Source organism: Rhodococcus sp. JG-3 (assembly GCF_000482405.1).
Classification (GTDB): Bacteria; Actinomycetota; Actinomycetes; order Mycobacteriales; family Mycobacteriaceae; genus Rhodococcoides; species Rhodococcoides fascians.
Genome location: NZ_KI519398.1, coordinates 4722365 through 4748727 on the forward strand (window position 1 = coordinate 4722365; position 26363 = coordinate 4748727).

The following is a 26363-nucleotide window of genomic DNA, read 5'->3' on the forward strand; positions in this document are numbered from 1 at the left end:
CGGGCATCACATCCGGAAGACACCGAAGTTCGCGGTGCCTTCGATCGGGGCAGAGGCGATGGCCGACAGGCACATTCCCACTACCGTGCGGGTGTCACGGGGATCGATGACGCCGTCGTCGTAGAGGCGTCCGGACAGGAACATCGGCAACGATTCGGCTTCGATCTGATTCTCGATCATCGCGCGCAGTCCGGCATCGGCCTCCGCGTCGAACGCTTGACCGCGAGCTTCTGCGGCGGCGCGTCCGACGATGGAGATGACGCCGGCCAGCTGTGCGCCACCCATGACGGCGGATTTGCTGGACGGCCAGGCGAAGAGGAAGCGAGGATCGAAGGCGCGGCCGCACATGCCGTAATGGCCGGCTCCGTAGGACGCCCCGAGCAGGATCGAGATGTGCGGCACCTTCGAGTTGGAGACGGCGTTGATCATCATCGATCCGTGCTTGATCATGCCGCCTTCCTCGTATTCCTTGCCGACCATGTAGCCGGTGGTGTTGTGCAGGAACAGCAGTGGCGTGTTCGACCGGTTGGCGAGCTGAATGAACTGCGTCGCCTTCTGCGATTCCTCGCTGAACAGCACGCCGCGTGCGTTGGCGAGGATGCCGATCGGGTAGCCGTGCAACTCTGCCCAACCGGTGACGAGCGAGCCGCCGTACATCGGCTTGAACTCGTCGAAGTCGGAACCGTCGACGATGCGGGCGATGACCTCGCGGGGATCGAATGGGATCTTCAGATCGGTGGGGACGATGCCGAGCAGATCCTCGGGATCGGCGAGTGGCTCGATGACCTCGGTGCGTGGCTCGGGCCCCTTCTTCTTCCAGTTCAACCGGGAGACGATGCTGCGTCCGATACGGATGGCGTCCTGCTCGTCGACGGCGAAGTAGTCTGCGAGACCCGACTTTCGAGCGTGCATCTCGGCTCCGCCGAGCGACTCGTCGTCCGAATCCTCACCGGTGGCCATCTTCACCAGGGGCGGTCCGGCCAGGAACACCTTGGATCGTTCCTTGATCATGACGACGTGATCGGACATGCCGGGAACGTAGGCACCGCCCGCAGTCGAGTTGCCGAACACCAGGGCGATGGTCGGAATACCGGCCGCCGAGAGCTGCGTCAGATCGCGGAACATGCGCCCACCGGGGATGAACACCTCTTTCTGCGTGGGCAGGTCGGCACCGCCCGACTCGACGAGAGAGATCACCGGCAGTCGGTTCTGGGTGGCGATGTCGTTGCCGCGGAACCCCTTCTTCAGGGTCCACGGGTTGCTGGACCCGCCGCGGACCGTGGGATCGTTGGCCACGATGAGACATTCGACCCCGCACACGACACCGATACCCATGACGGTGCTGGCACCGACGGGAAAGTCGCTGCCCCACGCCGCAAGTGGGCACAGTTCGAGGAACGCGGAATCCTCGTCGATCAACAATTCGATGCGCTCACGGGCGAGCAGCTTGCCACGCTTCTTGTGTCGATCGACGTACTTCTGACCGCCACCGAGCAACGCCTTGTCGTGTTCGGCGTCGATCTCGGCCAGTTTGGTGTGCATGGCTTCGGTGGCACCGGTGTACTGCTCCGATGCGGTGTCGAGAGTGGACTTCAGCACGCTCATGCCTGGTACCCCAATCGTTTTGCGGCAAGGCCGGTGAGAATCTCGGTGGTTCCGCCGCCGATACCGAGGATGCGCATGTCGCGGTATTGCCGTTCGACCTCGCTCTCGCGCATGTACCCGAGTCCGCCGAAGAGTTGGACGGCTTGATTGGCCACCCACTCCCCGGACTCGACGGCGGTGTTCTTGGCGAAGCAGACCTCGGCGATGAAGTCACCGTCCTCCTGCATGGACCGCTCGACGAGGGAGCGGGTGTACACGCGAGCGATGTCGATCTTGCGCGCCATCTCGGTGACGGTGTTCTGTACGGATTGCCGTGCGATGAGCGGCTTTCCGAAGGTCTCCCGGTCTCGAACCCACTGCAGCGTCAGATCGAGGCACCGCTGCGCGCTGGCGTAGGCCTGAGCGGCGAGAGCGATACGCTCGGTGAGAAATGCCTGCGCGATCTGGACGAAGCCACTGTTCTCGGCACCGACCAGGTTGGCCACCGGAACCCGTGCGTCGACGAAGGAGAGTTCGGCGGTATCGGAGGCGCGCCAGCCCATCTTGTCCAGCTTGCTGGTGACCTCGAAGCCCGGTGTGCCCCTTTCGACGACGAGGAGCGACACTCCGGCTGCACCCTCGCCTCCCGTCCGGACCGCGGTGACGACGAAGTCCGCACGGCACCCCGAGGTGATGTAGGTCTTCGACCCGTTGACGACGTAATGGTCGCCGTCTCTGACCGCCTTGGTCCGCAGATGACCCACGTCGGAGCCGCCACCCGGCTCGGTGATCGCGAGCGAGCCGATCTTCTCCCCCGCCAGCGTCGGCCGTACCCACTTGTCGATTTGCTCAGGATCTCTCGCGGCAACCAAGTGCGGCAACGCAATTCCACAGGTGAACAGAGAAGCGAACAGTCCGCCCGACGCGCCGGCCTGGTGCATCTCCTCACAGATCAGCACCGCGTCCGCGAGATCACCGCCGTCGCCGCCGACGTCCTCGGGAAACCCTGCGCCGAGCAAACCGAGAGCGGCCGCCTTCTTGTGCAGCTCACGCGGAATCTCGCCCTCGGTCTCCCACCGATTCATGTGCGGCGCGATGTCCTGCTCCACGAAACTGCGAACGGTCTTGCGAAGCTGCTGACGCTCCGGCGTCGTCCAGATGCTCATACGAGTGCTCCCTTGTAAGCGAGTGTTTCGGGGATGTCGATGTGCCGCGACCGCAGCCATTCACCGAGCCCCTTGGCCTGTGGATCGAATCTGGCCTGCGATGCAACGCCCTGGCCGAGAATGCCGTCGATGACGAAGTTCACCGCCCGCAGGTTGGGAAGTACATGCCGAGTGACAGTGAGTTTTTCGGCCTCGGGCAACATCTTCTTCAGGGTCTCGACCGTCAATGCGTGCACCAGCCAGGCGAATTCGTCATCGGTGCGCACCCAGACCCCGACGTTGGCGCTCCCACCTTTGTCTCCGCTACGGGCCGCGGCGATGGTGCCCAGTGGTAGTCGGATGGTGTCCTCGGCGGCTCGCGGTGCCGGCAGCTGCGGTTCGACCAGCGATTCCAGGACTCGCGTCTCCGCCGAGGGTGCGATGCTGCGTTCGGTGCCGTCGGCCAGGTGGGCCGTATGCGGTACGTCGTGTGCGTCGACGAAACCTGCGGTGAACACCCCGTACGGGGCTCCGTTTCCGGGCGGTGCGGTGACCGAGAAGCCCGGGTAGCTGGCAAGTGCGAGTTCGACCGCCACAGCCGAGAACTGGCGTCCCACCGCGTCGGGGTTACTGTCGCGGGCGACGCAGCGCAGCAACGCGCTTGCGGTTTCCTCGGTCTCGGCGTCGGGCTTGTCGGTACGCACCAGAGTCCAGTCCAACTCGGTCGGTCGGGCGGGCAACCACGACTCGAACTGCCGTTGCGCCAGTTCGGCTTTGGCCTCGATGTCCAGGCCGGTCAACACCATCGTGAATTCGTTGCGGAAGCCGCCGAGCGCGTTGAGCGAGACCTTGTAGGTGGGCGGCGGCGCTTCTCCGGTGACCCCGCTGATCGATACTCGGTTGCTGGACTCCTGCGCCAGGACCGCCGTGTCGATGCGCGCGGTTACGTCGGGGTTCGCGTATCGGCCCCCGGTGATCTCGTACAGCAGTTGCGCGGTGACGGTACCGACGCTGACGGCACCGCCGGTGCCCTCGTGCTTGGTGATGACGGAGGATCCGTCGGCTTCGATCTCGGCGATCGGGAATCCGGGACGGGACATGTCGGCGATCTCGGTGAAGAACGAGTAGTTGCCGCCGGTTGCTTGAGTACCGCACTCGATGACGTGGCCCGCGATGACTGCGCCGGCCAGTGCGTCGTAATCGGTTGTCGACCAGCCGAAGTGAGCGGCGGCGGGGCCGACGATGACACTGGCGTCGGTGACGCGACCGGTCACGACGACGTCGGCACCGGAGTTCAGGCATTCCACGATTCCCCACGCACCGAGGTAGGCGTTTGCCGTCAGCGGGCTGCCGAGGCCGAGTTCGCCTGCCCTGCCGAGGAGGTCGTCGCCGTCCACGTAGCCGATCTTCGCGCCGGAATCCAGCTTCTCCAACGCCTCGACCAGTCCACGCGGATTCAGTCCGCCGGCATTGGCGACGATCTTCACGCCCTTGTCGAGTGCCAGTCCGAGACAGTCCTCGGCCTGCCGCAGAAAGGTTTTGGCGTAGCCACGGGTCGCGTCCTTCATTCGGTCGCGTCCGAGGATGAGCATGGTCAGCTCGGCGAGGTAGTCACCGGTGAGGTAATCGAGGTCTCCTCCTTCGAGCATCTCCCGCATCGCGGACAGTCGATCTCCGTAGAAACCGGAGCAGTTGCCTATACGTACGGTCATGCTTTCTCGCGTCCTGCCTTGTCTCGTCCCTGTCCGGGAGGGCCTGCGAAGGCTTGGGCGATGGTGAGCCAGTGCGCGGCATCGGCCCCGTCGGCTCGAACGTCCAGATCGTCGCGGTGTGCGCGCTGAGTGACGAGAAGGCAGAAGTCGAGTGCAGATCCGGTGACACGCTGTTCTGCGTCGTCGGGGCCCCATGTCCACACTTCGCCCGAGGGTGCGGTGAGCTCGATTCCGAACGGTTCCGCCGGCGGAGTCTGCTCGTTGACGGCGTAGGCGAAATCCCGTGTCCGGACGCCGATGTGTGCGACTCCGCGGATTCGGTCGGTCGGCACGCGGGTGACGCCCAGCGCGTCGGCGACATCCTGTCCGTGGGCCCACGTCTCCATGAGACGGGCGGTGGCCATGGACGCGGCACTCATGGGCGGCCCGAACCACTGGATCTTGACGCCCGACGGGACCTGCTTCAGCGCGTCCGTCATGGCGTGGCGGCGGGTTCGCCAGGCGCTCAACAGTTCCGGATTGCTCGCTTCCTCCTCGGCGGCGTCGTCGACGAACCCGGTGGGGTTCTCCCAGGCCTTTTTCAGCGTGCGGGCGAACTCCTCCTCGGCCGCGGCATCACCGGACGCTGCGGAAGTGGTTCGCTCCGCGACGTGATCCGTCCACGACAGGTGCGCAATCTGATGTGCGATCGTCCAGCCCGCCGCCGGAGTAGGTGCCGCCCAGCGTTCGGGTGCCAGCTCGGCCACCAGCGCGTCGAGGTCGTCACCCTCGGCACGGAGATCGCCGACGAGTGAGTCGAGGTCTGCCATGGGACCAGCTTCACAAAGGCACGAGAAAAAAGCAAGCACGCTTGCTTGTTAATTCGTAACCTTACGTTCGCTTGCCGTCTCTACGGTCGGAAACGTGAAAACGTCGAGACTTGTGGCCGTCGCCGTTACCCTCGCCTTCATGGCTGCCGGCTGCTCCACCACGGACCCGTCTACTGCAGACCCGACCCCCGACGAACCGTCGAGCATCCGGGTGGCGATGTTCAACGCCAGTCTCAATCGGTCCGCGGCCGGACAGTTGGTCACCGACCTGAGCGCGGAGAACGCCCAGGCTCGCGCAGTGGCCGACGTGATCTCCGCGAACTCTCCGGATGTGTTGCTGGTCAACGAGTTCGACTATTCGGGATCGGATGGCCCGACCCTCTTCAACGAGAACTATCTGGACGGGCAATACCCGTTCTTCTTCACTGCTCCGGTGAACACCGGCGTCGACTCGGGACTCGACCTGGACGGGGACGGCGCACTCGGTGGCCCCGGTGACGCCTGGGGATTCGGACAGTTTCCCGGTCAGTACGGCATGGTGGTGTACTCGAAGTTCCCGATCGACACCGGTTCGGTACGCACGTTCCAGAACTTTCTGTGGAAGGACATGCCGAACTCGCTGTTACCGCGCGACTATTACGGAGAGAACGCAGACGCGCTTCGACTGTCCAGCAAGTCTCATTGGGACGTGCCCGTCGACGTGAACGGGAAGACGCTGCACGTGTTGGCCTCGCATCCCACTCCCCCATCCTTCGACGGACCCGAGGACCGTAACGGTAAGCGCAATCACGACGAGATCCGGTTGAGCGCCGATTACATTTCCGGTGCCGACTACCTCTACGACGACAACGGCGTGCGAGGCGGACTCGACGAGGGAGCGTCGTTCGTGATGATGGGCGACCAGAACAGCGATCCGGTCGACGGCGACTCCGTGGCCGGTGCCATCGCACAGGTTCTGGATCTTCCGCGGGTTCGAGATCCGGCACCCACGTCCGATGGACATGGCACGGACACAGCCGATTTCGCTGATCCGACGCCGGGTGACCTTCGGGTGGACTACGTGCTGCCGTCGGACGATATGACCGTGCGCGACTCGCAGGTGTATTGGCCCGATCAGGCCGAGCACCCGTCGGACCACAGACTGGTGTGGGTAGACCTCGAAATATGATGCGTGAGTGACCGATCTGCCGATTGTCGAGTTCGCCTACCCGGGCCCACTACGGGACACGCTGGTTGCGGCCGTGCTGTCCGGCGCGAAGACCAGCACGGCAAGCCTGTTGGCTCAGTACACCGACGAGGAGCTGCCGAGGGTCGGCGAACGCGGTGCGGTGGTGAATTCGGCGGGTGCCGTGGTCGGGGTCATCGAGACCACGGCCGTCGATGTCGTTGCGCTGAGCGATGTTCCGCTGCAGCATGCGCTCGACGAGGGTGAGGGATACGCCGATGTGGCGCAGTGGCGTGCCGGACACGAAAGATTCTGGCAGTCCGTCGAAGTCCGCGAGGAGCTGGGTGATCCGAATTTCACGGTGAACGACGACACTCAGGTGGTGCTGGAGCGATTCGAGCTGACATGAAGGTCTGCCTGTGCCGCTATTACCACAGCCTGAAGACCATGGGCCTGTGGACTCCGGTCATGCTTGCTGATGGCGTCGAATTCTGGGTCTCCAATGCCGGCACCACTGCCGTCACCGTGCCTGCAACTACGCAGCTCGCAAATCACGGGCACCTTCCGACCGTCTACCGCAGACCCCAAGGCGCGGAACGGCAGGTAGTTTCATCGACCTCGAACTCGAGCCGGGCTAGGAAGGTAGAGCGTCAGACCCGATCCGCGTAGACGACGATGTTGTCCTCGTAACTGGCGACATCCGAATCGAATTGGCCACCGCATGTGATCAGACGCAACCCTGGGTGGTCGAGATCGCCGTACACCTTCTGGGTGGGGAAAGCATCCTTCGGATACTGCTCCACAGCGCTGACGACGAACCGGACCGTACTTCCATCCTCGGCAGTGACGGACACATCGTCTCCCTGCTCCAGTTCGCGGAGTCGGTAGAAGACACCTGGACTACCGGCCCAATCCACGTGGCCGGCAACGATCGACGGTCCCAGCTGACCCGGGATCGGCGATCCGGTGTACCAGCCTGCGGGAAAACCGCCCGGCGGGACCTCCATTGCTCCATCGGGATTCAACCCGAGGTCCATCACATCGGAATCGACACCGATCGCGTCGATCTCGATACGTTCGGGCGGAGATGCGACACCATCGGCCGAACCACCGCTCTGGGCAGGGACCGAATTGGGTTGAGCAACAACGTCAGCCGATGTCGCCGCTGACGTTCGAGTCGGAGCGGGTTCATCGACGGGTGTCGCACACCCCGACACGAGGGCCACCACCATCAGGCAGGCTGCTGCCGCAGCCCGCACTGCAACCCGGCGACGGGTCACAGTGCGGGAAACTTCTGCAGCAGTATCGATCTCAGTGTTCACGTGTTGCTCAGCGTCGACGACGGCTGAGCGCCAAGGCGGAGACCCCGCCTGCAGCGAGTACCAACAGCACAGCCCACATCGACGTCATCGACGCCGCGGTCGGCCGCACGCTGGTGCTGCCATCGCCCGTTTCGACTCCACCGTTGGGAATCTGGGTGATCTGGCCACCGGGGTTGTATGTACCCGGCTGATCCGGAGTGCGCGGCTGATCCGGAGTGCGCGGCTGATCCGGAGTGCGCGGCTGATCCGGAGTGCGCGGCTGGTCCGGGGTGTTGGGCTGGTCCGGAGTCCGAGGCTGGTCCGGGGTGTTCGGCTGATCGGGAGTGCGCGGCTGGTCCGGAGTGTTCGGCTGATCCGGCGTGTTCGGGTTGTCCGGCACGTTCGGGATACCCGGAATCGGCGGAAGCGTGATGCCGGGGATCGGCGGCAGACCCGGAATCGGGGGTACTTCGATGACGATCGGCGGCGTACCGCCACCATCACCCGGTGTACCGCCGCCGCCACCCGGGGCGGTCGTCGTTGTCGTGGGTGCCGGTGTCGTTGTCGTGGGTGCCGGCGGTGTGGTGGTCGTGACCGGAGGCGTCGTGGTCGTGACCGGCGGCGTCGTCGTCACCGGAGGTTCGGTGATCCCACACTCCGCATTGCTGATTGTGTTCGAGTCGAGGGTGACTGCGCCGGTCAGAGCCAAGAGCCGTCCCCGCACATCGGCATCCGTCGTCGCGGTGATCGACGCCTGCGCCATGACCGTGCCGACGAAATCGGTGCCGGTGCCGAGAGTGGCCGAGCTTCCCACCTGCCAGAACACGTTGCACGGGCTGGCCCCGTTGATCAGCGAGACACTGCTGTTCGACCCCGTGATGAGAGTGGATCCAGCTTGGAAGATGAAGACCGCAGCGGAATTGCCTTGCGCATCGAGCGTCAGAGGCAGAGATCCGGTCAGTCCGAGTGTGTCGCCCTTGTACAAACCGGCGTACCGAGTGGTGCCGCCCAGCTCGACCGGGACCAGTTCAGGACCCGATCTGTTGGCAGCGTCGGTATATGCAACCTGCAGAGCAGCTTTCGCATTCAGTGCTCGTTCGTTCTTGTCATCTATGACGCCGTTGGTCACTTGGCCCTGCAGCAGTCCGCTGACGCTCGAAGGGTTCCCGTCACCTGGGCTCACACCCACGGAGCCGTTGATCACAGATCCACCCGCGTCGGTCACGGTGGAGCCGGCAAGAATTGCGTACGGATCTGCGGCACCGAGACCGACGGTGGGGACGGCGACAGCAGGTGATTGAGCGTCGGCCGAAGAGGCGTTGACCAGCATGAGTGCGCTGGTGGCCAGTGCGACGGTACCGACGAGGGGAATCAACGCCGAGCCCTTGCGTCGGGATCTGGACTGCGCAGGACGATGTTGCGGAGAGTACATGGTGTGTACCGATCTGTTCGAGGGGATGCGTGCGAGGCTTGTTGCCGCACAACGCTTTAGGGATATCGATTCCCCCGACGAGATTCGATGATGTCTGCAGAAGTACCACGACGATCGACGATGGTCACTGGAACGATCCAGGGGCGCCGAGGTCTCGCGGTATCCGTACTTCGATGGCGTCGCCGGCTGGCTGTTCAACTGCGCGACATGAGTAGAGGGGGCGGAGGCTCGTGGCCCACTCCGCAACAGCGAGTTTCCCCGTATCTCTACGGTGTAGGCCTACAGCACACCATGTGTAGGGTCGAGGGTCAAGCGAATGACGTTGGTGAACAATAAAATTGTTTGTCGACCGAAAGCCGTCGGCTTACCGCTTGTCTGAATAACCGAAAATGGTGGAGCAATGTGATGACCCCCTCGGATCGCAGCAGCCACAACTCTCGGGACAGAATCGACCACGAATTCGTCGTGTCGGCCGCCCTTGGCATCATCGACGACACCGGACTCGACAGCCTGACCATCCGCAGCCTGGCCGTCTCGATCGATCGCGACCCCATGACCGTGTATCGGTACGTCGCCACCAAGGAAGCACTACTCGACGCCGTTGCCGATTCGATTCTCGGCGACCTCGTGTCGGTGGACGGATCGGACACCGACTGGCGACGTCAGCTGACGATCTTCGGTCGGCACTATCGCGAACTCGCCCTGGCACATCCGCGCGCGGCCGTTTTGCTGGCGACTCGGCCGCGAGCAACTCCGCTGGGCCTGGGCACCACCAGGTCCCTGATGTCACTCGAAGGCATATTGGGCCTGTTTGCCACCGCGGGATTCACTGTCCCCGAGTCACTCTCGGCCTACCGATTGCTGATGTCGTTGCTCCGCGGTCACGTGCTCAGTGAAACGCAGGAGACGACGGACAACCCGGACGAGACAGTCGACAGACTCAGCCTCGCGTTACGCAGACTCCCTATCGAGGACTTCCCGATCATGTCCGTCCTGCCGCCCCTCATCACCACATACGACGGTGCCCACGAACTCGATCGCGGATTGGACGCACTGTTCGACGGCCTGCGTCACAACCCGTGACCACAGATCAGGCTCGGCGAATGGGCGCGAACGTCTGCACTGCATCCCGGGTGAAGAAGTCCAGCAATATTGCATTGCACAACGCGGGCTTCTCGACCAACACGCCATGCGAGGTACCCGGGACTATTGCCAGCTCGGCGACCGGCACACTGCGGTAGAACTCGGCAGCATGCTCGATGCTCACCTCGTCGTCGTCACCGATCATCACCAGAGTGCGCACCGACAACGCGGCGAGATCGCTAGCAGTCAGTGCGGGATCTGCACTGTGCATATCGTCGAGTCGCCATACGAAATCGCTGCGGTCGGCATCGGCGAGACCGGACAACCCGCCGCCCCAACCGTCGCGATGAAAGACGCTCGCGACGCAGGCGAGACGATCCACCAGATCCGGGCGTTGCAGCGCCACCAGTAGCGCTACGACACCGCCGTCGCTGCACCCGGCCAACCGCGTCCGTCGCCCGACGACCTGCTCGATGAACGCAATGGTGTCGTCGACCATGTCCGAGAACGTCAACTCGGAGGAGAGACCAGGCCCGGAAACATCAGGGGTGCGGCCATGCCCTCGACGTTCGGGGGTGAACACCCGAAACGCCGAGGACAACCCGGCAACAGTGACATCCAGTGCTCGCGCATCAGCGCCCCCAGGATGGAGAAGGACCAGCGGTTCCCCGTCGCCCACCTCGGCGTACCAGGTGTCCACCGAGCCGAGCCGAACCCAGTTCTCCGAATTCACGCCATCAATGTAGACCCGTGCCCACGTCGTTCGCTCGCTCTTCGTCGCGCTCCTGCTGAGCTGCCGCCAGACCCGACATCGTGCGCAACGGCACCTCCTTGAGGAAGAGCACCAGGACGAATCCGAGGAGCATCAGGATCGACACGGCCAGGAACACGTAGTCCATCGCGTCGGAGAAGCCGATGCGGAACGGCTCGGCGAGCGCGGGATCGAGCTTCTGGATGAACGAACTGTCCTGCAAGGCACTACCGGCAACGGATGCATCACCCGAGGCGATGGCCTTCGCGAACCCGGACTCCAACGGATCGGCACTGGTGGCCGCGCTCTGCACGGCCTGCTGGAACGCGGGCGTCGAACCGGCGGCGACCAACGCATCGCCGGTCTTGGGCGTCAGCTGCGTGAACAACATCGAGAGGAACACCGCCACGCCGACCGTCGCACCGATCTGACGGAAGAACGTTGCCGCCGAGGTGGAGACGCCCATGTCCTTGGGCGGCATCGCATTCTGGATGGCCAACGTGAGCGGCTGCATCATCGAACCGAGACCGAGACCGAACACACCCATCACGACCATCGTCTGCCACAACGGAGTGTCGGCGTGCACGTAGTGGAACGTGAACATGGCGATCGCCATCAGCGCAGTGCCGACGATCGGAAAGGTCTTGTACCGCCCCGTCTTCGAGATGATCGAACCCGACACGATGGACGCGATCATCAAAGCGCCGACGAGCGGCAAGGTCTGATAACCGGCGAGAGTCGGCGAGGAACCCTTGACCACCTGCAGGTACTGCGGCAGCAACGAGATGCCGCCGAACATGGCTGCGCCTGCGATGACACTGACGGCAATACACAACGAGAACAACGGGTTTCGGAAGAACCGCATGGGGATCAAGGCGTCGTCGCCCATCTTGGTCTCGGCGAGAACGAACGCGATGACGCCCACGATGCCGATCCCGAAGCACAGCAGTGCCCGCGGCGAACTCCATCCCCAGACGCGGCCCTGCTCGGCGATGATCAGCAGCGGCACGAGCCCGACGCTGAGAAGCACTGCGCCCCACCAGTCGACGCGGGCCTCGCGGCGGTAGACCGGCAGGTTCAGCACCCGCCAGACGACGACGAGCGCGATGATGCCGAGCGGAACGTTGATGTAGAAGACCCAGCGCCAGCCGGTGATGCCGAGAATGGACGACTGCCCGGCCAGCAGACCGCCGATGACCGGCCCGAGCACACTGGACGTACCGAACACCGCCAGGAAGTAACCCTGATACTTGGCCCTCTCCCGCGGGGGCACGATGTCGCCGATGATCGCCAACGCCATCGACATCAGGCCACCTGCACCCAAACCCTGCACGGCCCGGAAAGCTGCGAGCTCGTACATCGATGTCGCGATGCCGCACAGCATGGACCCGACGACGAAGATCGAGATGGCCGTCATGAAGAACGGCTTGCGCCCGTAGAGATCGGAGAGCTTGCCGTACAGCGGGGTCGAGACAGTGGACGTGATCAGATATGCCGTTGTCACCCAGGCGAGAACGGAGAACCCGTTCAGGTCGTCGGCGATAGTACGTACCGACGTGGACACGATGGTCTGATCGAGAGCCGCCAGGAACATACCCATCATCAGGCCCGACAGAATGGTCATGATCTCGCGGTGCGAGTACTCGCCACTCACCGCACTCGCTTCACGCTCGGCGGTCGCTTCAGGCTCGCTTACCATCTCTTTGTTTCACCTTTACGTAACGTTTGCTTGTGTCCTACAACGATATTCGGACCACCAGCATGCTCGTAGAAAGCCGACTAAGCAAAGGTTTATTTGCGGCGCATCCGGTCTCGGACCTCGCGCATCGTGTGCGGGTGGATGCCGTCGGCCGCGAGCACCTTGCGCGTCTTGCGCCGTGTCGCCAGCACCCCGATGATCGCGATGATCCACACGGGAAACTGCACCAGCATCGCGACCCGGAAACTGTCGAAGTCGTAACCGCCCATGGCGTCGAGAATCCACCCGATCGCCGCGATGACCAACAGCGATGCCAGGAAGCCGCCGATGTTGACCATCCCCTGAGCCGTCCCCAGATTGGCACTCGGATTGAACGTGCGGGCGAGGTCGAATCCGATCACCGACCCGGGCCCACCCACGGAAATCACCACGACGAGAAGAACGAGCAGCCACAGCGGCGCAGGTCCGGGCAGCGACAGCACGATGGCCCACATCGTGGCGTTGCTGACCATGATCGCCAGCACCAGCCAGGACCGACGCATCGGGTAGCGCCCGGTGAGCAAACCGAGCACGATGCCCGACGCCACCGCGGACAGCACCGACAACGTCAGCAGCGCTCCGGCCGTCGACGCCGACAATCCCTGAGCGGTGGTCATGTACGGCACACCCCACAACAAGGCGAACGTGGTGATCGAGAACTGGGTCCCCATGTGCGAGAAGAATCCGAGCCGGGTTCCCGGTCGTCGCCACACCTCGCCGATGGAGTCCAGCGTCTGTCGCAACGACGTCGGCTCCGGTTCCGGAGCAGTGCTGTCGTCGGGACGATCTCGAATCAGAGCGAGCGAGAGGACGAGTGCGAGCAAACCCAGTGCCGCCGCGCTACCGAAAGCGAAAGTCCACCCCGGCCCGTTCAACAGAATCAGAAACGGAACGGCCGAGAGCACCTGCCCGAGCTGACCCAGCAGCCCGGTCAACTGGGACACGATCGGCACCCGCCGCGGCGAGAACCAACGCGGCACCAGACGCAGGACCGAGATGAACGTCAGCGCGTCGCCGATGCCCACGAATGCACGTGCCGCCACCGCGACCGGCAGCGATTCGGTGAGCGCCAACGTTATCTGCGCCGACGCCATGATCAGCGCACCGGCAGCGATCATCTTGCGCGAACCGATCCGATCCAGCAGCACTCCGGCCGGAATCTGCATCGCCGCGTACACGACCACCTGCAGCACCACGAACGAGGACAACAGAGACGGGGAGATCGAGAACCGGTCCGCAGCGCTCAGCCCTGCGACCCCGAAGGCCGTCCGATGCAGCACCCCGATGACATACGCGAAGACACCGACGCCCCACACCACCCATACGGTTCTCCCCGTACTCACCGTCTTCCCAATGCTCACGGGGCAATTGTGTCAACCACGCTGTGGAATGATCGGACCCGGTAGTTCGTAGAGCAGGAAAGCGAGTGACGTCATGGCCAAGCAAGTGCTGGTGCTCAACGGTCCGAACCTGAACATGCTCGGCACCCGTCAGCCCGAGGTGTACGGCCGTGCCACCCTCGCCGACGTCGTCGCCCTGTGCGAGAAGACCGCCGCCACACACGGACTCGACGTGAAAGCAGAGCAGTCCAACCACGAGGGACAGTTGATCGACTGGATCCACGAGGCACGCGGGGTGGCGTCGGGCATCGTCATCAACCCCGGCGGACTGACCCACACGTCGGTGGCACTGCGTGACGCACTCGTCATCCCCGAGGTCCCGATCATCGAGGTGCACATCTCCAACGTGCACGCCCGCGAGGAGTTCCGGCACCACTCCTACGTCTCTCCGATCGCCAGCGGAGTCGTCGCCGGACTCGGCATCGACGGATACCGATTCGCAATCGAACGACTCGCTGCTCTTATCTGATACTGCTCTTATCTGATACTGCACTTGTTCGACCTTGCTCTCATCTGACACTCAGGTTGTCCTGCATAAACTGGTCGCCGTGAACACCAGCAACAAGGCATCGAGAGACGGCAGAGCGTCCAAGGACATCCGGGCAATGCAGAACGGCGACAAGAATCGTCGAACGCTGATCCAGATCGTCGTCGCGGTAGTTCTCATCGCACTCGTTGCAGCCATTGCTCTGTTCATCGTCAACAAGGATTCGACGTCGGGTGAGGCATCTCCCGACGCCAGTTCCACATCGGGCCCGCAGCTGACGCCCACGTCGCTCACCGCGAACGGTGCCATTCGTTTCGGCAACCCCGATGCCACCACTGTCGTCAGCGTCGTCGAGGACTTCCAGTGCCCGGCCTGCAAGGCATTCGAGTCGGTCAGCGGATCGACTCTGCAGCAGCTGGCCGACGCAGGCAACGTCGCCGTCGATTACCGTCCCATCTCCATTCTCGATCGCTTCTCGAACGGCACGATGTATTCCACTCGTGCTGCGAGCGCGTCGATCTGCGTCGCCGAGAACGATCGGGACAGTTGGATGAACTGGCACAACTCGATGTTCGCCGAGCAGCCCGCCGAGAACGGCAACGGTCTGCCCGACGACAAGCTCGTCGAGATCGCCGCCGCAGCCGGTGCCGACTCCCCCGCCACCGCGTCGTGCATCACCGACGGCAGTTACACGGACTGGGTCACCACCCAGACGCAGACCGTCATCGGCGAGGGCATCAACGGAACGCCGAGCGTCCGTGTCAACGGCACCGACGTCGCCACCCCGACACCCGAGAACATCCTCGCTGCCGCCGCGGCAGCCGGAAACTGAGCAGCAACCGGTAACCGACCATGAGAACTCGCGCCGGCGCTGCAGTCTTCACACTCTTCAGCGCACTGGGGCTCCTCGCCGCACTGACCCTGACGATCGAACGATTCAAGCTCCTCGAAGACGCGTCCTATGTTCCGTCGTGCAGCCTGAATCCGGTGCTCTCGTGCGGGTCGGTGATGGTCACGAAGCAAGCTGCGCTGTTCGGATTTCCCAATCCGATCCTCGGAATCGTGGCGTTCTCCGTCGCTCTCGTCGCCGGTATCCTGTGGCTCGGCCGCGTCGAACTCCCGCACTGGTTCTGGCTCGGACTCAGTGCCGGTCTGCTGCTCGGCGAAGTGTTCGTGCATTGGCTGATCTTCGAGAGCCTCTACGAGATCGGTGCCCTGTGCCCGTACTGCATGGTGGTGTGGGCGGTGACGATGCCACTGTTCGTACTGGCTCTGAGCCGACTGATCAGCACCGGCTCCAGTAATCCGGACGAATGCCCGGGCACAGTCGGCCGTCTTTTCCTCGAATGGCGGTGGACGCTGCTCGCCGTGTGGTACGCAATCGTCGTCGCGCTCATCGGAATCCGGTTCTCGGACTACTGGGCCTCGTTGCTCTGAGTTTCGCTGCTCTGACAGTTTCGCAAAACTCATGAGTCGATCGGCTGCACCGTGCATGATGATTGCAGCACCCGGGTGAGTCTGATCACAGCTCCTGGCTCGGGGAAGAACGATCGAGTAACAGGAGTCGAAGCATGGCAGGCGATCCCTTCGCAGTCATCGTTGCCGTCATCGTGTCTGCCGCAGGCGCAGTCGCCGGAACGGACGCCCCAGCTCCACTGCAGAATCAGGCGGTGAAGGATCAGGCAGCCGCGGTCGCTGCCGCTGCCGAGGACCAGGGAAAAACGATGTCCGATCAATGGGCAGAGCTGATGGGCACCATGCCCGAACCCGCCGCCGACGTCGCAGACCGGACCCTGAACGACGCCGCCGAGGGACTGCACACCGCCGTCGAACCGATGCTTCCGGAAATGCCCACGGTTGCCGAGATCGAGACGCCGGAAGCGCCCACAGCAGTGACGCCCACAGCAGCCTCGCCCGCAGTGGGAATGGCTGCGGGTCTCACACCGGCGGCGATCACGCCGAGCGCCCCGCTTCCCTTCAGTGTCTTCTCGTCCGGTACGGCATCCAGCGCCGTCGCCGGGCTCGCCACCGGCGCCCTGCAATTCGCCGGCCGGACGTACACCGCCGCCGACATCGCGACCCAGACGGCGTTCATGGCATCGGCCGAAGCCATTCGGCGAGCACTGTTCCCCGGTCTACCCATCACGTTCACCGGCATCAATGTCGGTCCTATCGGTTTGGGTGCAGTGGGAGCGATCACCGCGTTCGTTCCGTGGTTGCAGAAGGCGGGCAACATCTGCGGCGGCGTCAAGGCCACAACGATCGCCGCACTCTATGCCGCCGAGAACGGATTTCGATACGGTCCGACAGCTCCGGTATCGAGCACCGGCGCACAGGGACCCGGCCAGTTCATGCCGGGAACGTGGGCAACCTACGGCAAGGACTACGACGGCAACGGCGTGGTCGACGTCAACAGCATCGGTGACTCGGTCATGGCGTCGGGAACGATGCTGTGCGACATCTACGGACAGGTCGACGGCTGGAAGCGCGACGGCAAGGTCTCGGGCGACACGACGGACCTGACCCTCGCCGGATACAACGCCGGAGCGGGTGCAGTGTTGCGCTCGGGCGGAATGCCTTCGGGGTCAGTCGATTACGAGACTCAGACCAAGCCCTACGTAGCGCGCATCCGGGCCACCGAGGCCCAGTTCGCGGCCATCCTCACTCCGTTCGCCGGGCTCGATCTCACCGGAATGGGCGGGCGGGCAGTGCAATTGGCGATGGATTACCTGGGCCTGCCGTACGTGTGGGGCGGCGGAAACATCAACGGACCGTCCGGCGGCGGATTCGACTGCTCGGGCCTGACGTCCTACGCACTGTTCAAGGCCTCGGGCGGAAAGGTCACCCTGCCGCGTACGTCGGAGACGCAGTGGAACGTGGGCACCGAGGTGCCGATGGCCCTCGCACAGCCGGGCGATCTACTGTTCGGCAACTGGGGCGCGGCGGGCCCGGGACATGTGGCGATCTACATGGGCAACGGGCAGATGGTGCATGCGCCCACCACCGGTGACGTGGTGCGGGTGGCACCGGTGTTCGACGGGATGCGAGCTCGCCACATCCTCTGACGGGTATCACGTGGGTCCACCCGCGTACAGTGCGGACGTGACCAATGCACGCGTGGAACCGGCCGGCTTCGACGACGAACTGGCACCCGAGCCGCCGCCCGGTGAAGGCTTCGAGACGAGCTGGCCAGTACGTACCGGCGACATCGACCCCAACAACCGACTGCGGTTCGACGGTGTCGCGCGCTACCTCCAGGACATCGGCACCGACAATCTCGACGCCACCCCTCTGGGTAAGACCGACCCGATGTGGATCGTGCGACGCACCGTCATCGACGTGTTCGAGCCCATCCACTTTCCCGACCGCGTGCACCTGCGGCGCTGGTGTTCCTCGATGTCGACGCGGTGGTCCAACATGCGGGTGGCGGTGACGACCCCCAAGGGTGGTCGCATCGAAACCGAGGGCTTCTGGATCAACATCAGCAAGGACACCGGCATGCCGACGCGCATCAGCGACGGGGCACTGGAGATGCTGGCCAAGACCACCGATCAGCACCGCTTGCGCTGGAAGGCGTGGCTGACCGAACCGGTACCGTCGCAGTCCCAGAGCGACATCGAATTCCCTTTGCGCGCAACCGATATCGATCCTTTCAACCACCTCAACAACGCGGCGTACTGGCACGCGGTCGAAGAACTCCTGGTGGACTTGCCGCACCTGGCCGCAGCGCCCCACCGCGCCGTCATCGAATACCTCACGCCGGTGCTGGCGAACGAACGCGTGACGCTGCGTCACCGCTACGAGGGCGGAGCGCTGACCGTCTGGTTCGTCGTCACCGGAGCCTCGGGCGAACCGACGGTCCGGACCGTCGCCAAGGTTGCACCCAAGGCCTGACGATCGAGCTTGCCGCGCGGGGTACGCGGCAAACCGTCGACGATCGCAATGACGACGGGCAGACTCGGGTCGGGGAGCAACGAACGCAGGTGCCGCCGTATCTGCGCCACCGTCGGTGAATCATTCTGTGCTACAACCACTCCGGCGACCGGTATCTCCCCTGCTCGGTCATCGGGCAGGCCCAGAACTCCGGCATAGAGAACACCGGGGACCGACAACAGCGCCGCCTCGATCGGGGGCAACTCGACCGTGAGGCCGGCTCGAACGATCGTCTCGCTGCCGCGGCCGAGCAAGGTCAGCCGGCCCTGGTCGACGCTGCCGCGATCACCGACCGTCATCCACCCGTCGACCGGCCCGTCCGTCAGGGTGGTGTGCTCACCCACCCGACTCAGATAGCCGTCGAACAGCATGTCGCTGCGCACGTGCAGCAGTTCTCCCCTGGTCTCCACCTCGACGCCGTCGAACAGCGCCCCCTCGATCTCCGCCCCCTCGGACGTTCGACGGTCGTAGGAGACGAAGCTCAGTTCCGACGCGCCGTAGAAGTGCGTCATGGTCGCGTTCGGTAGCACCGTGGCAAGTGCCGCCCGACCCGACTGCGGCCATCTCGCCGCAGACGACAGCACCTCGCGGACGCTGGGGTACTGCACGTTCGACCGCGCGATGTCCCAGGCGATCGTCGGTACCGAATACAGGTGTGTCGGAGCATATTCGAGAGCGGCCGCCGCCGTGCGCAGGTCCACCGTTGCGCCGCGAGTAAGCCCGTGCAACGCACCGTAGAGAAAGTGCGTGTGATCGAGAGTTCCCGATGCAGACACTCTGTCGCCCGGACCGAGATCGAACAGAGAATCGGAACGGTCGAGCGTGGCCGCCCAGGACGCCTGATCACGAACGAACAATTTCGGTGGGCCGGTGGTTCCGGAGGTGATGCCCACGAGCAGTTCGGCGCTGCGTGCCGGCGGATCGACGCGCGCAACACGGTCGCCGGCGAGCTGCTCGGGTGCCAGCACCGCGTCGGCACCCCACCTGTGCAATCGTGCGTGCTGACGCGGATGCGCCACGATGAGCGACGGTGCAGTGACCGACATCGCGTCGACGAATTCGCCGGGTAGCAGATGCCGATGCAGCAGAACGACACTCACGCCGGCATGCATCGCGGCCGCGACGACGATCAGCGAGTCGATGTCCGACGTCGGCAACACCGCGATTCGATGCATCCCGGCCATCGAAGCGGCCGCACGTTCCACCCGACGCCACAGATCCCGGTACGTGATCCGACCGGTCGCGTCGACGATCGCGATGTCTGCCCGATCGCAGTGCTGCGCTATCCGCGCGGTGAGAAGGTCACTCGTCATCTGCACCGTCGTCATCCACACCGTCGTCGTCCACACCGTCGTCGTCAACACCGCGCGCCACCAGAGCGTCGCCCATCGCATCGGCGGTACGGAGCGCACGCACCAACACCGGTGTGGCCAGGGCCGTCATCGACCACTGCAGGCCGCGGGCCTTTCGGGCCTGCGACACTTCCTGCACGATCGACGCCAACAACGGTATGCAGCGAATGGCAAGGGCGAGAAGCAAACCGATTCGATCCGGGTCGACGCCGAAGCGGCGGACGGGACCGAGGGCTCGGGTGACGGTATCGAGCATGTCGGTGACCCGGGTGGTCAGCGTGACCAACGCGGCCAACGCGACGGAGACGATCAGCACTCCGCAGACCACCACTGCGCGTTGCCAGGTGGTGATGATCACCTGGAACACGCCAATGATCAGCAGCATCCACAGCACCGGACGTAGTTGCGCCAGAGCTACTTTCGCAGGGATGCGGGCGACCGCGAACAGTACTGCGACCATTACGGCAACCACGCCGACCTCGAGCGGTGTGCGTGCGAGAATCACCGTCGCCAGAATGGCAACGATCAGCGCCAGCAGTTTCGATCCCGGACTCATCCGATGCAGCAACGAATCACCGGGGCGGTAGAGACCGATCATCCGATCAACTCGCGGTAGGCCGGGACCGCGGCAGCCGGGGTGCCGTCGAATGCAATTCGCCCGTCGTCGATGACGATGACGCGCTCGAAACCGTCCAGCAATGCCAGCTGATGAGTCACGACGATGACCTGCTGGTCCATCGAATTCAAGGCGTCTGCGACGACGCGGCCGTTACGCAGATCGAGCAACGTCGTCGGCTCGTCCGCGACGATCACCTCCGGCCGCCGGATGAGGACGGCCCCGATGGCGAGCAACTGCTTCTGTCCACCGGACAGCAGATGAGCAGGGTGGTCGCGGTGCCGATCGAGTCGAAACCGGACGAGCATCTCGTCGACACGCTCGGCCACCTCGGTCTTGCTGAGCCCGGACCTCCGTAGCGAGAACGCGAGATCCTCAGCGACGGTGGGCATGACGATCTGAGAGTCGGGATCGGTGAAGACGAAGCCGACCTTCTTGCGGACCTGCGCGCCCTTCTTGGCCGCGTCGATTCCGTCGACCGTGACCCGGCCGGTATCGGGCTTGATCAACCCGTTGATCATGCGGGCCAGCGTGGATTTTCCCGATCCATTGGACCCGATGATACCGATACGGCGTTCGTCGAATTCGAGATCGATACCGCGTAACACCTGCCGCTCGCCGAATGCGTGAGAGATGTTCTCGAAGGCGACCGTACTCATGACACTCTCTCCACCAGCATTGCTATTCCCTGCCCGCCCCCGATAGCGCAGGCCGCCAGCCCCAGCGCAGGGCCTCCGGGCTGCAGCATACGAGAGAGCAACCGCACCAACAATATTGCGCCCGACGCTCCCCACGGATGCCCCATTGCGATGGCACCACCGTCCGGGCAGATGCGGTCCTCGTCGATGCCGAGCTCGTCCGCGACGGCAAGCACGACCGACGCGAAGGCCTCGGTGATCTCGACTGTTTCGATGTCGCTCAGCGCCACCCCGGTGCGGGCGAGCAGTTTGTCGATCGCGGGTACCGGTCCGAGCCCGGGGAGGGCAGGATCGGACCCGGCAACAGCGCTGCCGAGAATGCGCAGCGCCGGCATGCCTGCGGCTCGCTCGAGGCTGGTGACCGCCAGAACGGCTGCGCCGTCGGAGATTCCACACGAATTACCGGCAGTCACGGTCCCGTCTGTGCTGAACGTGGGGCGCAGCCTGCCCAGGCGCTGCGTCGTCATGTTGGGCCGAATGCGCTCGTCGGTAGCCATGCCGTTCACAGCCACGATTTCCGCGGAGAAGTCGTACGCTGCCGCTCGGGCGAAAGACCGTGCGGCATAGGCATCCTGGCGTTCGCGACCGATCCCACGACGCCGCGCGAGATCATCCGCCGCAACACCCATGTCCGGGTCGTCGAAACCGTCGGGCGCGAACGGCGCTCGGGTGTAGCGGACCGGCTCCGCGTCGCCGACGGGCGGCCAGAACCGCCACGGGCTGGTACTTGCAGATTCGACTCCCCCGGCCAGAATCATCGTCTCGTCGCCGCTCCGGATGCGCGACGCGGCCTGGGCCAACGCGTCCAACCCGGATCCACACTGGCGATCGACGGTGACCCCGGGGACGGCGAACCCGAGCCCGGCACCCAACGCCGCCACTCGGGCGACGTCACCGCCTGGGCCGAGGCAGTTGCCGAGAATCACGTCGTCGATCGGAACACCGAGCGGATCGATCTCTGCAGCAACAGCTTTCAGAACCGGTACCGCCAAGTTAGGTGCCGTGACATCGGCGAACCCGTGCCCTGCAATGCCGATCGCGGTGCGTTTACCCGCGACAACAACGGGTGTGGGCATCACGCCAGTGCTCCTCTAGCCAGCAGTGCCCCGCGTGCGATTTTTCCGCTGGCGGTGCGGGGCAACTGCTGTACCACCGTCCACCGCCTCGGTAGTGCCTCTTTGGTCATGATCGCTCGGGCATCGGCGCGCACCACGTCCAGATCGCGTGAACCGTCGAGTTCGACGACGGCAGAGACTGTTTCGCCGAGAACGGAGTGCGGAGTGCCGATCGCCGCGGCGGCGAGGACGCCGTCGATCGAGACCAGAATTCGCTCGACGTCCTCGGCGATCACGGTGGTGCCGCCGACGTTGATCGCCGCATCTCCGCGCCCGTGGACGACGAGTTCCCGGCCACGCACGTCGGCCAGGTCGCCGACGGCGAACCAATCACGTGCACTCCAGGCGGCGTAGGGGGACCGCACGAACAGGTAACCGTCGTCGGTGCGCACCTCGACGTCGCGAAGCAGCGCCAGCGTCGGCTGCTCACCCACGACCCTCGCTGCGATCAAGGACAACTCGGCGGCCCCATAATATTCGACCAGTCTCACGCTGTCCGGAACAGACCGAGCTGCAACGGAGTCCAGCATCGTTCCAGCAACGACCGCAATCCGAAGGTGCGGCATCCGCGGAGCGACGTCCCGCAACACAGCGGGGACCGCATGTACCACCGTGGCCTGCGCCTGATCGTCGGTGACACAGGCACCGAGCCACAGCGCATGCAAGGCCGCGAACAGATGCATCGTGGCGTGCAGGGGTCCGGTGATCGCTACCGAATCGGTGGGACGGATGCCGGTGATGTCGGTGAACTCGGCGAAGCTGTCGACCCACGACGCCGCGGTCCGCGCGAGCGGCTTGGGTTTGCCGGTGGAACCGGAGGTTGCAACCAGCAGGAAGGCGTCGGGGTCGGGGTCGCCGCTGCGTTCGGGCCTGGCGGCCGGGTCCTCGACTCGCACCGCGCACCCCTGCCGAGCCGCCGCGACAACACAGACCAACGCGTCCGGCAGATCCAGTGCTGATGCGTCGTGTGATTGGGCGTCGTGAGATTGGGCGTGTGCCGGGAGGTGAGGCCACTGCTCGACGGCGGCGTCGAGTTCGGCGTAGGTGAGACTGCGACCGCGCCAGACGATGGCGGTGTCCTGGTCTCGACCTCCCAGCGTAAAAGTCACCTCTTGATCAGTCCCGGGTAAGCGCGGTGCACGCTCTTGGCGACGACCGTGGCGACGACGACCTTCGCGATGTCGCCGGGCAGGAACGGTCCGTTGGTGGTGATCGCGGCCAAGAGCCCGACGTCGGTGCGGAGCAGCAATCCGATGGTGCCGAAGATGTAGATGACGAGGATCCCGCCGACGGCGTTGATCAGCAGTCCGAGCACGATCGAGTACTTCGGCAGGATGCGGGCGGTGAGCCAACCGATGATCAGCGCTGCGGGAATCCAGCCGATCAAGTATCCGACGGTGGGGCCGGCCATCGCCGCGAGGCCGGTGCGTCCGCCCGCCAACAGCGGCAGGCCGATCATTGTCAGGGCGAGGAACACGAGTACTGCGGCCGTGCCCTTGCGTGGTCCCAGAACTGCGCCGGCCAGGATGATGCCGAGGGTCTGCAGGGTGATCGGGACTCCGGAGAAGCCCACCGTGATCGATCCCGGCAGTCCGAGCGCGGCGATGAGCGCCGCGAACACCGCGATCTGCGCCATGTCGCGGGCGGAGACGTTCATTCGACCGACCTTACGGCTCGGCGGGCGAGTACTGCTGTCGATACCTGACACGGTGGCTCCTCGAGGAAGGGGCGATCACCTGCCCCAGATACTTGAACGGCGTTCAAGGTAGCAGGTGCGTGGCCCTGACCACCTATCGGGCACCGGCAGTGCCGGCGTCAGAAGGGCGCAGGATCGTATCGACTCCAGTCCTGACGTATTCGTGCGTGTACAACGCGGCAATGCTCGAGATAGGCCCGCCTCTTCTCTGCCAGCCTCTTCCTTGCCGAGTCCGTCGAGGCAGCACGGAAGTCCGCGAGCGTCGGGGGTGCGGATCCGCTGTAGTCGAGTTCCCATCGGGTCGGTTCGGACAGGGACTTCACTAGTTTCGCAGACCGCTTCCGACGTCGGCTGCGACCCGCGTGCAATCCGATCGAGAAGTCCGGCAACGTGATCGAGCGCAACCCGAGCGAGTTCGACCACAGAATTACCCCTCCGGCCACCATCGCCGCCGACCACGTTTTCGAGGTCTTCGCCTGATGATGGAACACGCACACCGGTTGAAGATTGGTCACGATGGTCCAACCTCCCCGCCGCGGATCGTCCTGATCGAACGGCACCAGATGATCGATCTGGCACCGCGCCGACGGCACGTCGCAACGGGGGAACGTGCACGTGCGATACGCCGCCCGAACGACAGCAGCGACGCGGGCACTGGGTCGATAGGTCACCGCAGCCTGAGATGGACTGCGCTCCCCGCCGTGGCCGTCGGGAAAGATGCCCCGAGCACGCTCGGGCTTCTCGGCAATCCATGCGAGCCACCGCACGACCAGCCCATCGCGGACAGACTCCTCCCCCAGCACAGGGACGGCGGGTGAATTCGCGCAGTCACCTGACCCGCGTATCGACGGAAGCTCGCCGGCAGCGCGCACGCGCCCGATGCCCACCACTCGACGTAGCAACAAACCGGTCGACAACCGCAAGCCTGGGTCGTGCCCGCTGTCCGGGTACTTACTGCTGCCCGGGTCTCGACCGCTGCACTCACCGCGCTGCGAGCCTCCAACGCCGTCCGGTCCTCTTCCGCGACGGTCGTCCTGGTCGCCGGTGCCTGGACCCGCATCGTCGTCAGGACCGGAATCGCCCTCGGAACCGCCATGGCCGTCGGGACCGGAATCGCCGTCAGGGCCGGACTTGCCATCAGGATTCACGTCGTTCGGGTCACCGCCATCCGGCCCTCTGCCAGACGGTCCTCCACCTTTCGGGTTACCGCCCTGAGGGCCGTCGTCGCCCTCGCCCTCGTCGCCCTCACCGTCGTCGCCGCCCTCACCGTCGTCGCCGTCGTCGCCGTCGCCGTCGTCGTCGTCGTCGTCGGAACTGTTTCCCTCGGGTTTGAGCATGTCGACCAACTCGGTCAGCATGGCCTGCCATTTCGCGTCGGTGGCGACGATGCGCGCCACCTCCGGATCGATGGGCGTCCCGTCCGCCAAGGACGCGGGATCCGAGGACAGTCCCAGCAGCGTCTCCACCGCCACCACGATCTGAAGGAGATGCCCGCGCCGAGGAGGGAGATCATCGGTGCCGCCCGCAACCGGGCAGTCGTCGCCCAGATCGCACTGACAGGCCAGCGAATGTTCGCCGTGTAGCAACGCCATCAGTCCCGCCGCCCGCAGCATCCCCGTCGACCGCGGATCGTCCTTGCAGACAGTCCCCACAATCTCGACGATGAGCGCATCCGCTTCGGCCGCCTCGAGATGCGTGATTTTTGCGATGAGCGACGAAATACCGCCGGGACCGGTGCGGTCGATCCGCACTCCGACTTCCTCCGACTTCGCGGTCTCGCGAGCCTGCGCAGCGCCGTCCGGATCGGCCCTCATCCACAACCGCCAGATTCGGTTCCGCAAGGCCTGCGGACGCATTCGGCCCCCTGCGGCGCAGACCTCGTATTCGATTGTCGAGATGGTCTCGTCACTGGCGCGATGCAACACCGAGGTTATGGTGACTACCGTCGACCAGTCGAAGCTGCCGGTCACGAAACGCAAGGCCGTCAACGGCATTCGATGTAAACGCTCGGCGACATCGTGCATCACCGACGCATCGCGACGCGTGCCGGTCATCGTCACGGCCAAGTCGCACAAAGCGCCGCGAACGGTCTCGCCAGGGTCCCCACCGTCGGATTCGGCAGCCTCCAACCGCATTTCGAGCACGTCGCAGTACGCCAGGACGGTCCCCGCCCGGGCAAGATTCTCCTGGACACGGCTGAGCGCGATGACATCGAGAAACCCCGCAATACAGTCATCGACCGACGGCGTCTCCACCGCTCCCCACCCCCCGGTATCGAACATGTATTCGATAGTACGAGAGGGGTCCGACAAGAAAATTCGATTCGGTCACCGAGTTCGGGCCGGT

Annotated in this window: 24 protein-coding genes; 8 read left to right on the forward strand and 16 right to left on the reverse strand. The window is 64.6% G+C overall.

The window, feature by feature from the left end:
* Positions 1–6 precede the first annotated feature (6 nt).
* From K414_RS0123535 to K414_RS0123550, 4 genes are read right to left on the reverse strand one after another with little or no spacing between them, the layout of a single operon-like run.
* Positions 7–1605, reverse strand: coding sequence for a carboxyl transferase domain-containing protein (locus K414_RS0123535; protein WP_027498168.1), 1599 nt, complete (start codon positions 1603–1605; stop codon positions 7–9).
* Positions 1602–2750 (reverse strand): acyl-CoA dehydrogenase family protein, encoded by a 1149-nt coding sequence (locus K414_RS0123540; RefSeq protein ID WP_027498169.1) that lies wholly within the window; start codon positions 2748–2750, stop codon positions 1602–1604. The genes K414_RS0123535 and K414_RS0123540 overlap by 4 nt, the downstream gene beginning before the upstream one ends.
* The gene (locus tag K414_RS0123545) at positions 2747–4441 is read right to left on the reverse strand and encodes an acyclic terpene utilization AtuA family protein (protein WP_027498170.1); all 1695 of its coding nucleotides are present in this window, start codon (positions 4439–4441) and stop codon (positions 2747–2749) included. Before K414_RS0123545 ends, K414_RS0123540 begins: the two co-directional genes overlap by 4 nt.
* Positions 4438–5250, reverse strand: coding sequence for a TIGR03084 family metal-binding protein (locus K414_RS0123550; RefSeq protein WP_027498171.1), 813 nt, complete (start codon positions 5248–5250; stop codon positions 4438–4440). Before K414_RS0123550 ends, K414_RS0123545 begins: the two co-directional genes overlap by 4 nt.
* 94 nt (positions 5251–5344) lie before the next feature.
* On the opposite strand from K414_RS0123550, the gene K414_RS0123555 reads away from it, so the two are divergent.
* A complete protein-coding gene (locus K414_RS0123555) occupies positions 5345–6418 on the forward strand; it encodes an endonuclease/exonuclease/phosphatase family protein (protein ID WP_027498172.1) in 1074 nt (357 codons plus the stop codon).
* 7 nt (positions 6419–6425) lie between these two features.
* Positions 6426–6824, forward strand: a complete 399-nt coding sequence (locus K414_RS0123560; RefSeq protein ID WP_027498173.1) for an ASCH domain-containing protein — start codon at positions 6426–6428, stop codon at positions 6822–6824.
* Positions 6825–7065: 241 nt separating this feature from the next.
* On the opposite strand, the gene K414_RS0123565 is transcribed toward K414_RS0123560, so the two are convergent.
* Both K414_RS0123565 and K414_RS29795 read right to left on the reverse strand, forming a co-directional pair.
* On the reverse strand, positions 7066–7737 hold the full coding sequence (locus tag K414_RS0123565; RefSeq protein WP_202595082.1) for a class F sortase: 672 nt from the start codon (positions 7735–7737) through the stop codon (positions 7066–7068).
* 7 nt (positions 7738–7744) lie between these two features.
* Positions 7745–9148: an ice-binding family protein gene (locus K414_RS29795; protein WP_027498175.1), complete on the reverse strand. Its 1404-nt coding sequence runs from the start codon at positions 9146–9148 to the stop codon at positions 7745–7747.
* A 405-nt stretch (positions 9149–9553) separates the two neighbouring features.
* Here K414_RS29795 and K414_RS0123575 point away from each other — a divergent pair, with 405 nt between their 5' ends.
* Complete coding sequence (locus tag K414_RS0123575) at positions 9554–10231, forward strand: TetR/AcrR family transcriptional regulator C-terminal domain-containing protein (protein WP_027498176.1); 678 nt, start codon at positions 9554–9556, stop codon at positions 10229–10231.
* Positions 10232–10238: 7 nt separating this feature from the next.
* Here the strand turns inward: K414_RS0123575 and K414_RS0123580 are convergent, their stop codons facing one another.
* The 3 genes from K414_RS0123580 to K414_RS0123590 all read right to left on the reverse strand — a co-directional run bounded on the left by K414_RS0123580 (position 10239) and on the right by K414_RS0123590 (position 14063).
* Positions 10239–10964, reverse strand: a complete 726-nt coding sequence (locus tag K414_RS0123580) for an alpha/beta hydrolase (protein ID WP_081701660.1) — start codon at positions 10962–10964, stop codon at positions 10239–10241.
* A 4-nt stretch (positions 10965–10968) separates the two neighbouring features.
* Positions 10969–12681, reverse strand: a complete 1713-nt coding sequence (locus K414_RS0123585) for an MDR family MFS transporter (protein WP_051365262.1) — start codon at positions 12679–12681, stop codon at positions 10969–10971.
* A gap of 92 nt (positions 12682–12773) precedes the next feature.
* Positions 12774–14063, reverse strand: a complete 1290-nt coding sequence (locus tag K414_RS0123590; RefSeq protein WP_032407458.1) for an MFS transporter — start codon at positions 14061–14063, stop codon at positions 12774–12776.
* A 91-nt stretch (positions 14064–14154) separates the two neighbouring features.
* Between K414_RS0123590 and aroQ the strand changes: the two genes are divergently transcribed.
* The 5 genes from aroQ to K414_RS0123615 all read left to right on the forward strand — a co-directional run bounded on the left by aroQ (position 14155) and on the right by K414_RS0123615 (position 18501).
* Positions 14155–14589 (forward strand): type II 3-dehydroquinate dehydratase, encoded by a 435-nt coding sequence (gene aroQ, locus K414_RS0123595; RefSeq protein WP_027498180.1) that lies wholly within the window; start codon positions 14155–14157, stop codon positions 14587–14589.
* 79 nt (positions 14590–14668) lie between these two features.
* Positions 14669–15439: a thioredoxin domain-containing protein gene (locus K414_RS0123600; RefSeq protein WP_027498181.1), complete on the forward strand. Its 771-nt coding sequence runs from the start codon at positions 14669–14671 to the stop codon at positions 15437–15439.
* Between the two features lie 20 nt (positions 15440–15459).
* On the forward strand, positions 15460–16044 hold the full coding sequence (locus K414_RS0123605) for a vitamin K epoxide reductase family protein (protein ID WP_027498182.1): 585 nt from the start codon (positions 15460–15462) through the stop codon (positions 16042–16044).
* 134 nt (positions 16045–16178) lie between these two features.
* A complete protein-coding gene (locus K414_RS0123610) occupies positions 16179–17672 on the forward strand; it encodes an NlpC/P60 family protein (protein WP_027498183.1) in 1494 nt (497 codons plus the stop codon).
* 37 nt (positions 17673–17709) lie between these two features.
* Positions 17710–18501 (forward strand): acyl-ACP thioesterase domain-containing protein, encoded by a 792-nt coding sequence (locus tag K414_RS0123615; protein WP_081701724.1) that lies wholly within the window; start codon positions 17710–17712, stop codon positions 18499–18501.
* On the opposite strand, the gene K414_RS0123620 is transcribed toward K414_RS0123615, so the two are convergent.
* The 7 genes from K414_RS0123620 to K414_RS29480 all read right to left on the reverse strand — a co-directional run bounded on the left by K414_RS0123620 (position 18405) and on the right by K414_RS29480 (position 26299).
* Positions 18405–19952, reverse strand: a complete 1548-nt coding sequence (locus K414_RS0123620) for an AMP-binding protein (protein ID WP_237606367.1) — start codon at positions 19950–19952, stop codon at positions 18405–18407. The two genes, K414_RS0123615 and K414_RS0123620, sit on opposite strands and share 97 nt — an antisense overlap.
* Entirely contained in the window at positions 19843–20490 is a 648-nt protein-coding gene (locus tag K414_RS0123625) for an energy-coupling factor transporter transmembrane protein EcfT (protein WP_027498186.1), read from the reverse strand. The genes K414_RS0123620 and K414_RS0123625 overlap by 110 nt, the downstream gene beginning before the upstream one ends.
* Entirely contained in the window at positions 20487–21167 is a 681-nt protein-coding gene (locus tag K414_RS0123630; protein ID WP_027498187.1) for an ABC transporter ATP-binding protein, read from the reverse strand. The genes K414_RS0123625 and K414_RS0123630 overlap by 4 nt, the downstream gene beginning before the upstream one ends.
* Positions 21164–22285 (reverse strand): thiolase family protein, encoded by a 1122-nt coding sequence (locus K414_RS0123635; protein WP_343294192.1) that lies wholly within the window; start codon positions 22283–22285, stop codon positions 21164–21166. The genes K414_RS0123630 and K414_RS0123635 overlap by 4 nt, the downstream gene beginning before the upstream one ends.
* Positions 22282–23430, reverse strand: a complete 1149-nt coding sequence (locus tag K414_RS0123640; protein ID WP_027498189.1) for an AMP-binding protein — start codon at positions 23428–23430, stop codon at positions 22282–22284. Before K414_RS0123640 ends, K414_RS0123635 begins: the two co-directional genes overlap by 4 nt.
* Positions 23427–24029, reverse strand: a complete 603-nt coding sequence (locus K414_RS0123645) for a biotin transporter BioY (RefSeq protein ID WP_027498190.1) — start codon at positions 24027–24029, stop codon at positions 23427–23429. The genes K414_RS0123640 and K414_RS0123645 overlap by 4 nt, the downstream gene beginning before the upstream one ends.
* A 107-nt stretch (positions 24030–24136) precedes the next feature.
* Positions 24137–26299 carry an HNH endonuclease signature motif containing protein gene (locus tag K414_RS29480; protein ID WP_027498191.1) on the reverse strand — a complete coding sequence of 721 codons (2163 nt, stop codon included), beginning with the start codon at positions 26297–26299 and terminating at the stop codon, positions 24137–24139.
* Between the last annotated feature and the right edge of the window lie 64 nt (positions 26300–26363).